Source organism: Colwellia sp. BRX10-9 (assembly GCF_014077405.1).
In the GTDB taxonomy this organism is placed as follows: Bacteria; Pseudomonadota; Gammaproteobacteria; order Enterobacterales; family Alteromonadaceae; genus Colwellia_A.
On record NZ_JACGVV010000057.1, the window covers coordinates 1 to 10,683 of the forward strand.

14 protein-coding genes are annotated in these 10,683 nt (G+C 35.2%); all 14 read right to left on the reverse strand.

Features of this window, described 5'->3' with window-relative positions; genetic code table 11:
- Positions 1 to 130 precede the first annotated feature (130 nt).
- A complete protein-coding gene (locus H4J69_RS18925) occupies positions 131 to 613 on the reverse strand; it encodes a hypothetical protein (protein WP_182252033.1) in 483 nt (160 codons plus the stop codon).
- 423 nt (positions 614 to 1,036) lie between these two features.
- Complete coding sequence (locus tag H4J69_RS18930) at positions 1,037 to 1,798, reverse strand: hypothetical protein (RefSeq protein ID WP_182250900.1); 762 nt, start codon at positions 1,796 to 1,798, stop codon at positions 1,037 to 1,039.
- 116 nt (positions 1,799 to 1,914) lie between these two features.
- The gene (locus H4J69_RS18935) at positions 1,915 to 2,694 is read right to left on the reverse strand and encodes a DUF4019 domain-containing protein (protein WP_182252034.1); all 780 of its coding nucleotides are present in this window, start codon (positions 2,692 to 2,694) and stop codon (positions 1,915 to 1,917) included.
- 106 nt (positions 2,695 to 2,800) lie between these two features.
- On the reverse strand, positions 2,801 to 3,208 hold the full coding sequence (locus H4J69_RS18940) for a hypothetical protein (RefSeq protein WP_182222639.1): 408 nt from the start codon (positions 3,206 to 3,208) through the stop codon (positions 2,801 to 2,803).
- An 89-nt stretch (positions 3,209 to 3,297) separates the two neighbouring features.
- Complete coding sequence (locus tag H4J69_RS18945; protein ID WP_220465336.1) at positions 3,298 to 3,885, reverse strand: helix-turn-helix transcriptional regulator; 588 nt, start codon at positions 3,883 to 3,885, stop codon at positions 3,298 to 3,300.
- A gap of 218 nt (positions 3,886 to 4,103) precedes the next feature.
- Entirely contained in the window at positions 4,104 to 4,448 is a 345-nt protein-coding gene (locus tag H4J69_RS18950; RefSeq protein ID WP_182252035.1) for a hypothetical protein, read from the reverse strand.
- A 478-nt stretch (positions 4,449 to 4,926) separates the two neighbouring features.
- Complete coding sequence (locus tag H4J69_RS18955) at positions 4,927 to 5,580, reverse strand: hypothetical protein (protein ID WP_182218651.1); 654 nt, start codon at positions 5,578 to 5,580, stop codon at positions 4,927 to 4,929.
- Between the two features lie 121 nt (positions 5,581 to 5,701).
- Positions 5,702 to 7,144 carry an amidohydrolase family protein gene (locus tag H4J69_RS18960; RefSeq protein ID WP_259364991.1) on the reverse strand — a complete coding sequence of 481 codons (1,443 nt, stop codon included), beginning with the start codon at positions 7,142 to 7,144 and terminating at the stop codon, positions 5,702 to 5,704.
- 126 nt (positions 7,145 to 7,270) lie between these two features.
- Complete coding sequence (locus tag H4J69_RS18965) at positions 7,271 to 7,843, reverse strand: hypothetical protein (protein ID WP_182218653.1); 573 nt, start codon at positions 7,841 to 7,843, stop codon at positions 7,271 to 7,273.
- A 137-nt stretch (positions 7,844 to 7,980) separates the two neighbouring features.
- On the reverse strand, positions 7,981 to 8,385 hold the full coding sequence (locus H4J69_RS18970; RefSeq protein WP_182218659.1) for a GNAT family N-acetyltransferase: 405 nt from the start codon (positions 8,383 to 8,385) through the stop codon (positions 7,981 to 7,983).
- 130 nt (positions 8,386 to 8,515) lie between these two features.
- Complete coding sequence (locus H4J69_RS18975) at positions 8,516 to 8,980, reverse strand: nuclear transport factor 2 family protein (protein WP_182218591.1); 465 nt, start codon at positions 8,978 to 8,980, stop codon at positions 8,516 to 8,518.
- A gap of 119 nt (positions 8,981 to 9,099) precedes the next feature.
- Positions 9,100 to 9,543 carry a hypothetical protein gene (locus H4J69_RS18980; RefSeq protein WP_220469605.1) on the reverse strand — a complete coding sequence of 148 codons (444 nt, stop codon included), beginning with the start codon at positions 9,541 to 9,543 and terminating at the stop codon, positions 9,100 to 9,102.
- A 148-nt stretch (positions 9,544 to 9,691) separates the two neighbouring features.
- Positions 9,692 to 10,039, reverse strand: a complete 348-nt coding sequence (locus H4J69_RS18985; protein WP_182218593.1) for a hypothetical protein — start codon at positions 10,037 to 10,039, stop codon at positions 9,692 to 9,694.
- Between the two features lie 108 nt (positions 10,040 to 10,147).
- Positions 10,148 to 10,543 carry a hypothetical protein gene (locus H4J69_RS18990; protein WP_182222642.1) on the reverse strand — a complete coding sequence of 132 codons (396 nt, stop codon included), beginning with the start codon at positions 10,541 to 10,543 and terminating at the stop codon, positions 10,148 to 10,150.
- Between the last annotated feature and the right edge of the window lie 140 nt (positions 10,544 to 10,683).

Genomic DNA, 10,683 nt, shown 5'->3' on the forward strand with positions numbered 1-10,683 from the left:
ACGAAGATGCCCTACAACGAATCAAAATATTTAGAAGCATTAAACCGAAGAGGATCGCCACTGTTAAAATTTGCAATAAATAGCTAAATTTTACTAGTTGTCCACCTCAGGGCGTGTTGTTAGCTGCAATTTAACTCTTACTATTTAACTGTGAAAGCAAATACAGCCAAAGCTTTTTATCATCGAATACTTGCAACAGGGTATTATTGGTATAAATAATACCCTGTTGTGTAATCTGTGGCCCTTCAGAGTTGGTAAACTCCATACTCCATGATGATGCAGAATAACCTTCGCCATGAACAATACTCAATCTTTTACTACTGACGCCATCAGAGAATACTTTACCTCTAAAGGATTCCTCACAATAATCCAGACACAAACGCTTATCCTTTAAATATAATGAAGACACAAGTAATTGATCAACGTATTTCATGTACTTAGGATGTTCTTTGAAAGTAGGAATAATAATATATTCTGATGATATTTTTAATTGAATATCGTTAAATTCAATGCAAACATCATTTTTGCAATGTTCTTCAGCTTTCAAAGCGTTGCATATAATCAGTGATAATAAAAATACGATAACTAAAGTTATATTGGAAATAATACTCAACAGTGCCTCCTTGCAGTTAACGCCCTATTAAGAGCCAACTGTTATTTGTCCGGCTTGAATGGCTTATATGCCGACGTTCAACTAAACAGCTCGATAACTAAACGTACTGAGTGATTTAATATCACAAAAACACCAAGATACATTAGAATTTTAGGCGATTTTGGATATTTAGTTTTCATCCAAATCATGGCTGGTGATTTTTCTGACTGCTTAAGGTAGCCACTAAAGAATGCTACCCCATATAACGAAATTAGAATGACTAATAAATGATCAAGTATTGAGTAGATGTTCAAAACATTCCTTGGCATATAACGCCTAATTAACAGGCAAATGATAGTTGGCTAAAATGTTCAGGAACGAAAACAGCCAACTGTTTTTTTTCCTTTTGAATGACTTGTTATAGGGCAATTAAACGCATGAAATTTAGCGACTTAGCACCTCAATAACATCGTCACTTAATATATGCTCCTTACCTTTGAAAACATCTAATATTCCAGGTGCAGACTTACTATTACCAATTACACTAACATAGCAACGATAAATATATTTACCGTTAGAAAAAGAATAGTGATGATTACCACCACTACCTTCAAAAACCATTTTTCCATTTTCTAAAATTAAATCAGGTTTATCTCTAGTTTTTTTATCGATACTCCATGACGAATAGCGATAATTGTAATCCCCAAGATCATCAATTCGAATATGAAATTTAGATGTTTTCCACTCTAATATTGGTTTTTTATAAACTCTGAGGCTTAGATGCAAAGTTTGTTTTTGTTTTTCAATCAAACTTGCTTTGATCTCTTTTTCTTTTGAAGATTGATATGTTATCGCTCTTATTTTATTTTTGGAATCTAGCCAAAGTTTACCGCTAGAAAACATTACGCCTCTCCAGCCCATCATGCTCCAATCTTTGTCTAGATCAGAGTTAGCTATTAGCTCGATAAATTTTTTATCAAACACTTCATCAAAGCGATTTACTAACTCTGCTTCATTTTTAATGGCAGGTATTGGAAATTCACGCCCTAATGGATAAGAAATAAAAGTTGCAATAGCTTTCTTATCCTGTTGCTTGAAAGCACTTTTAATCAAGGAAATATCCTCGTGGTATTTTTTATCAACAGCAAACGAAGTTGATGTAAATAGAATGGACAACACCAAGATTAAATTATTTATAAACTTCATGGATACTCAACACTCCGATTTGTCCTATAACGCCACGTTAAGTGACAAATAATAGCTGGCTAAAATTAGTGAGGCACGAACAACAGCCAGCTGTTATTTGTCCGTTTAACGCCTTGTTATAACTCCCTACAACCAATTTGTTTACGAATGTTTTGTAAGTTTTCAGGTTTTATATTTTTCATGGCATCATTAGGTATTTTGCCAGCCTCTTCTCTAATAACTTTATATTCTTTAGAATTTGGATTCGATGCAAACCACATTACATAACCACAGTGTACTGGATGATTATCATAGCTGCTCTCATAATCCGCTGCGATGTAAACTCCGGGAGATGGGGAATTATCGGGGTTGTTATACATTGTCAAACGCCAAACATCTCTATTAATGAGATTACCACTCTCAATCAAATAATCTGATTCTTTCTTTTTCCAAGAATTGAAATCACTTATTTTTTTCATCGAGGGAGACATCATATCGTAAGCTACTTTAAAGCTTCCCTCTTCTTTACTTTGAATAAATTTATTCGTCATTTCACTAACAAGTTTCTTTATCTCAATTTCTTGATTTTTAGATATTACAAATTTACTTCTTGAAGGCGTACTCTGCACTTCATCAGAACAAGTAATGTTTTGTACAAAGGTAAATGATGATGTTTCTCCATCCTCTGAAATTGGCTCCTGACTTTCAAATTTATATTTACCATATATAGGATTCATGCCTTTACAGATTTTTACGGCACTATCGTAAATGGCCTGTTGAGCCTGTGCTATTTCAAGAGATTTTTCATTCTTAAGGATAAGTTCGTATTCATTTTTTGACACTTCTTTAAATGTTAATGTTCCTGCAAAACATTGAGAACTCATTAGGAATAAAAACAATTTGAATAAATGCGACATACTTTTCTTGGCCTTATAACGCCTTGCTGAGCGGCGTAAAATTGTTCGCTAAAATTAGTGAGGAACGAAAGCAAGCCAACTACTTTACGTCCGTTTAAGCAACTTGTTAGCTGCTGATTGCATCCAACTCTTGAACTGCTCTTTTTAATTTACTAAGGGTTACAGATTCATTTTTATTATATGGTGATTTATAAGTAGCAACCGCTTTAGAAAAAGCTATATCTGCTTTTTGCATTAAACCTGATTTTTCATATAAAAAACCTAAACGAATATAAGAAAATGAAAGACTAGATGGACCAGTTTTTTGTAATAATTTATCCGATTGATCGGACTCTTGAAGCCTCACAATAGATTCCATTGCATAGATTGCAACTTCAGTTGACTCATGAAGATATACTTTATGAGCAATTTCTGCTTCATTATTTAAGAAATCAGCTGAAATATCATTAGCAAAGCTAATATTCGAAGTAATTACAGCAAGTGCAACTAGACTAGATTTAAATATATTTTTCATAATAATTTCCCTATAGATAATAAAATACTGCTTAAGACAAAAAGCAGCTAACGCCCCATTAAAAGTCCTGCTTGAATGGCCTCTTATGCCTACAAATTCGGTGTCAGAGATAAAGAGTAATTACCAAAACGTATTTCAGCAGTTTCCCTATGTTTAGTTTTAACACTTGGTGAAGATATTAGTACTTCATTTCCATCAGATAAGTCATACACCTTTGTACTAATTAGCACGGTTCCGTCGTTCTCTTTAGTTGAAGTGAATGTAATCTTTAAAACATCAGAAATTTTCATTTCACTTTCTGTGTTTTCCTCATTCAGTATTTCAATGCTTGCTAACTTTACGTTATTTTCCAATAATTCAAGATCAACCATAATCGATTGGGCTGCAGCAGGAACCATCACCACACCTGATAAAATGAGACCTACAACACCAAATAAGGTAGCTAATCTGGATTTTAAAGAATAGACAGATTTGTTTGACCATTTTTGAATGTTTTTAATGTCCATTTCAAATACTGAGGCAAGTGATTTTACAGATTCTAATGAAGCTACCCCTGTCTTTTCTATTCTCTGAATCGTCCTTAGACTTAACCCTGACACTTCAGCTAACTGAGTTTGGCTCCAAGCTCTATTATTTCTTTGGGTTTTAATTACATTTATATTTACTTGCATTTCCATTGTTTAAATCGTCTTAATTAAAGTTGCCAATAATATGGAGAGAATTTACCTTTTTGTATACGTTAAGAGTGTGACATTCATATGCCAAGCTTATGACATGTAGCCGTAATGCCCCATTAAGAGGCTTTTAATTGTTGGTTAAAATGTGAAGCGAAGCGGAACCTAGCCAACGGTTAAAACTCCTGCTTGAATGGCTTGATATGTGTCGTGCAACGAAACTATATACATGTAAATTTAGCTTCGAGATCAAAGCCTTGTGTATGATTTGTATCAACGTCACTAAATTCCCAAGAGCCAATTTTCGTACTAGATTTACTTTTGACAAACTTTTCAACTTCTCCAGTCTGACTATTTTTCGTAGAAATTAATTGAAAAGTTTTTCCACCTTCAACTTCACATCTAGACTTCATGACACCTATCAACATAGAGTGAGCTTTCTCTTTTGTTTCTCCACCCACTACTGTATAGAAAGAACCATCATCGTAAGGAATCGCTCTATCGGATAAGGATATATTCGTACAACCTAAAATTAATGATATGGGAAGTAAACTCAAGTATTTCATATTATTCCTAAAGACACATAACGCCCCATTATGAGGCAAAATAGTTGGTTAAAATAAGCGACGAAGGAGCAAAAAACAACTGTTATTTGTCCTGCTTGAATGCTTTGTATGTTTACTTTTTAGACTGTCGCTCGTTTAGGTTTTCTTTAATTGCAAAGAATACATTTAAAAGCATACTAAGAACAGTCAAACAAAATACAGCAAACATAGGAAAAAACAATATACCAAAACCTGTGCTGTAACTTGTGTAACAGAATATACCGCTAACAAATGCAACGACAATTTCCCAGCCACAATTATCAAAAGCTGAACTAGCGATCGTTTTTAGTGGTTGAGCATAATGCTTAATCTTCAAATGTGGTGAACTCTCTAGTAAACATAACGCCCCATTAAGAGGCAAATAATAGTTAGCTAAAATGGAGCGAAGCGAACAGCCCGCTGTTTTAGTCCTTGTTGATTTGCTTGTTATGCTCTGTAGCTATTCACTAAACTTACTATTAAAAAGATTAGTACTCTGCCCAATTACATATTTTTTTTTAACAAACCACTTGGTAAATAATACGCGAATTAACCAATAAAACATTATTACAATTAACAAATAAATTGGTAAGTCTGCATCAATGAAATTAGGCCATTTATCTGACGTGTTAGCAACAAAGGAGAGGACAGCTCCTAATAACGCATAACACATACGCCACAAATGTCGTGCGATGCGGTGAGCCCCTGATATTCCACCTCGAATAATCATATTCAAATCAAGAAGTGCTGCGATCAAAGCAACACTACCAAATATATAGAACATAGTAACCATGAAGCCTGGCTCTGATGTGATTGCTGCATAAAAGAAGTTTGCGCTTATTATTGAAATGACAATGAAAGCTATTATTTCAAAAACACCTGTTCTCTTTTCTGGCCTCAGAACGATAATCCATGCGGTTGAAGCGAAGTATACAGATGAAATAGCGATCGTAGGGTCATCGGCAAAGTAGGCTCCACTTCCTGCCATTAATAACAGTGACAAGAAAAATAAATTACCAGAATACCTATGAAATTTTTCGCCTTTACTGAAGATCAAAGCGCCTATACCAAATAATAGAACAAATGAACCAGCGATGATGTGAAACAAAAGCATAATAATTCCCTTCAATAATTACATTATAGTAATATAAACCTGATCCTCAGGCTTTGGAGCACAACGTCCTGTTAACAGGCAAAAACCAACTGTTATTTGTACTTATTTAACAGCTTGTTAGCTACTTATTGACCACCAAACTTTCTCTAGCTATGGGATCTCCATGCAGGATAATCGTTTCTATACGGTTCCACGATTCTATAGAGTCTAAAGGATTAGTTTTAAGTAGCAGAAGGTTAGCAATTTTGCCAACTTCTACTGTACCGTAATCATTATCAATTCTGAATTGTTTAGCATTATTAATGGTTGCCGCCGCCAGTACTTCTTCCAGCGATAGCCCTGCAGTAACCATAGCTTTCATTTCTTGGTAGGTTGTCAGTCCAGGTTGATTGGCAAAACTAGGGCTTCCAGGGAAGTCCGAAGCCAATAAAATAGGATGATTAGAACTTCTTAGATATTGAATAACTTTATTACCTTTTCCTATTCGCCCATATAAAAATGCATCTGAGATTGATTGATCAGGCATTCCATCAAAGCCAATTCGAAGCTCTTCTTTGAACCATTGCGCTTCAGTGGTTTTATACCAATCAATAAGTGACTTAGGTGTAATAGATGAAAATTCAGGAGAATTAGCAATAATAGGAAGCATTACTTCACCTAAGCCAGCAATCACTCTTTGTGTTGGCATATAACCTACTTCGTCATTGATCATTTTATCCAGAGTGTTAGATATTTCTTTAGGTATATTTTGTTCGCGATTATATTGCCCCCAATTCCACATACCATGAGCGATAACATCAACACCTGCGGCAAGTGCTAATTGCTGCATATCTAAGGCATTAGCATGAGCGACTATAAGCAAATTAGACTTTTCAGCAGATAATTTAATTCGTTTTAGTGTGTTAGTTGAAAGTGTTGCCCATTGGTTAGCATTACCATAACCATCTTCAAAATAAAGCTTTATACACGAAGCACCTGAATGGGCAATTTTACCAATTAACCTTTCTACTGAATTTTCTGCGGTTGCTTCTGCACTTTCATCAATTAAATAAGTAAACATTGATCTTGAAAGGTCGTCTGTTTTCTCTACATATGGAAAGGTATTTTTTGATGTTAATACTTCACAGCGAAAATAATCAGGGCGATGAGGCGCCGAAGTAAAATAATTGAAACTCACTCCCGGATTCGGATCAAGTATTTGAGTTACCCCATAAAATAAAAAGCTTCTTGGTTGTTGTTCGAAATAAGCTTGTGCGAGTTTCGGATTTTTAATCGCCACTGACTCAACACCAAACCCCATACCGGGGATTGACGATACGTGTGCATGGCTATCCATAAGACCTGGCGTTAAAAATTTACCTAAACCATTTATTTTAAGATCGTAGGATGTAATCTTTTTACTAGTTATTTCGGTAATTCGTCCATCACTTATTAATACATTCATCTGAATTTTTGGAGCTTGCAAATGAGATGAAACGATAGTGACATTTTCTATTAGAACTTTGTTTTCCGCTAATGAAGCAAAAGAAAACAAAGAAATTGAGAGTAATAATACTTTAATCATGATACTTCCATGTGAGATTAATTAAATTGCTAACGCCCAATTAAGGGGCAATAATATAGTTGGCTAAAATAAGTGAACGGAGTGAACAAAAAGCCAACTGTATCATTGTCCCTCTTGAATTGCTTATTAGGTTTTGCATGCTTCCCTACTCACGCTTATACCATTTTCCCTCAACTCTGCTATTTTAGCTTTATCAAGAATCTTAATGTTTTTGATAGGCGAAATATCGTTCTCAATTGAGATAACAGCAGTTTTTGTTGGGCACTCTGACCAATTTACAGAGTTAATAAATGAGTATGACTTACCATCCTCAGGTGTAAATATTTGCTTTGATGTACATTCGTAACCGTTGAGTGGATTAATTAAACCAAATGCTAGAAATATAGGTTTGCCTGAGTTTACTTTTACAGTAGCCGGGTTTCCTAAGTCCGAGTTTTTGGAAACTTTAAGGTCTCCGAGATAACCGAATTTAACTTGTCCTGTTTTAGGGGAGCACAGCTCGTAAATAATGGCCGTATGTGGATATGGTTCAAATCCAAAACCATCTGTCTTTTTTTCAGTCTCAAGATGTAAGTATGCAACAGAACCATTTTTGGGTTCTTGATATTCACTAGATTGACCTGAAAATCTAACTCCATTTTCAGTACTTGCACATCCCACTATACCTAGACAGGCTAGGATAGGTATAAATACTCTCATTTTAACTCCGTTGCTCAAGCAAAACCTAACGCCCTATTAAGAGGCAAATAATAGTTGGCTAAAATAAGCGACGTAGGAGCAAATAGCCAACTGTTATTTGTCCTTTTAGCAACTTGTTATATGCCGCTTTAAACTTACTATAAAGCAACTTCCATTTTAAAGTAAGAAACATCAGCCTTATAAAAACGTTCTCCGTATGGCTGCATACCGAAACGCTGATAGAAACTTAAAGCTGATTCTCTAGCATCACACCAAAAAAAATTTACAACCGTATTATTAAGGGAGTGAAGAATAAACTTTAGCATTTGAGAGCCAATGCCTTGCCCTTGATAATCAGTTTTAGTAGCAAACTTACGTAGGCGAGCTTTATCTAATTTTATGTATACGGAAGCAACACAAACAAGCTCGTCATTAGCAAAGGCACCCAAATGCATTGCGTCATGATCACCATCAACATGGCAATATTCAGGAGGCTTGTTTGGCCAAAGAACACTTTGTCGAAGCGGGATTGTTTGCTCCCAGGAAATATTGCGAATTTCCATATGATTTTACAGAGCCTCCATAGGCATATAACGCCCCATTAAGAGGCTTTTAATTGTTGGTTAAAATGTGTAGCGAAGCGAAACCGAGCAAACTGTTAGCAGTCCCGCTTGAAATGCTTGTAGGCATACATTAACCGTGATGTCGGCGGATATGCTTTACTAAACCTGATTCGTTAAACTCTAATGAGACAATATTAGTTTTACTATATTCAATGGTTTTATCTAAATGTGCAGGCTTAACTTTACCCATTTCAGTCATTTTTATAAAAACAACATTAGCCCCTACCATAATTTCGTTTATCTCAATATTGCTGTTTATAACTTCATCTTTTAGTTTACCAACCATATCTGAACGGAGTTTCGTTTTATCAGTATACGTAAACTTGAATTTAACATGTTCATCGATGAAATTATCAGATAATAGCGATATATAATGGTCTATTTCTTTAGTGGTTGTATTTGGTTGTTGGCGCGCATTTTTGGCTGATACAAATGCCTTTGCTTTTTCGATTAACTGATCTGCCGTGAACTTGTCATTTGCAGAAATTGAAAAAGATAAAATAAGGGATATGAATACTAAGGTTAATTTTTTCACTGAACTCTCCTTGTATGCCTAACGCCTTGCTAAGCGGCGCAGAATAGTTGGCTAAAATGTGTGAGTAACGAAGCGCAACCAACTGTTATGCGTCCGTTTGAGCAACTTATTAGCACTCTTTAGTTTGCAGCCTCTTGCTCTAAAAATATAGGCAATTCTTTCAAATTAGCATCTAGCTTATTAAGCTGCATGTTAAAGAATAAATTAAACGTATCTTCTACATCACTGGATTTCTCTGTTACATAAATAGTTACCCACCTAACTTCTTTCATTTTACCTAACCCAAAAAATGACTTTATTTTCTTTGGTTTCACTATTCCAATTAAGTAAGCAAACTCACCAGCGTTGCCAACTACTGACACAAATAGGTCAGTGCCTACGGTTTTGCTTTTAACGGATATTGTCGGCTCTGTCCCTTCATTAGAGAGACCAACCTGATCTTTCCAAGGGTAAGCTCTGAACTCCTTCACAAAAAGGGGATATGTAGCTTCGCCCTTTAAATCATATTGTTCAAAATCATATCCAGCTTTTTGAATGTCATAAGTAAATGTATTTGCTACCACATTTATCGTCCATGTTAATAGTATGATTAAAATTATCGAATTACGCATATTGAGTGCTAACGCCTTACTAAGAGGAAATTTATAGTTGACTAAAGTGTTGAACGCAGTGAAAACAGCTAACTGTAAATTTTCCTGCTTTAATGACTTGTTATATTTCGTCGTCAACGAACGGTGTACCTACTGTGTCATTGAGAACTGTATGACATTCCACTGAAAACCAACTATTGAAAAGTTCCATATTTCTAGTTTTGGGCCATAGAGATTCATCAGTATACCAGCCACTTAATTCGTCGATGAACAATAAATCTAAGTTTAACTTAATCCATCGTAGTAATGACTCCGGATCATCAGAGTCTTCGTTTGAGATAAGATAAACATTTAAGTCGTCGTTTGCTGAATCTAGCGTCAACTCTGGGGAGTTATATGGATCAGCTTTATTAATCCAATCAACTGCGGGTTTTTTATATCTTAATATTAAGGCTGCACGATTGAGCACATGTTCTCCTAGAAATATAACGCCTAATTAACAGGCAAAAAATAGTTGGCTAAAATAAGCGATGAAGGAGCAAAAGCCAACTGTTTTTTGTCCTTGTTTAATTTCTTGTTAGCTGTACTTAGTTTGAATAACACGCTCTAATTGTTCAATAAAATTTGGTAAATAACTTTGATCAAATATAAAGCCACAGCTTAACTCTTGCTGAATTTCACCGTACTCTATAAACTCACCGGAGAATTCAATATGTCCCATAGACTTAGCCTCGAATTTTAAATACTCTCTCTCATAATGGTAATTCAATTCCGCAGAACCTGATAAGGATTGATACATTTGTTTAACTTCATTCGTAAACTTATAAAGGCAATCAAAGTAAAACTCACCTGTAGAGTATGAGAAACGACCACTTTGAATTGAGAGTGAGCAACTACCCGAGCCATCCATTATGTTTACAAAGGATGATAATACAATTTTTTTATCGGGTTGAATTTTAAGCTCAACGTCCATGTTAAATCCTGTACAGCTAACGCCCCACTAAGAGGCAAATAATAGTTGGTTATAATAGAGAGCGAAGCGAACAAAACCAACTGTTATTTGTCCTGCTTGAGTGGCTTGTTATGTTGCAGCTTGCCCGCTACCTTCGAGTA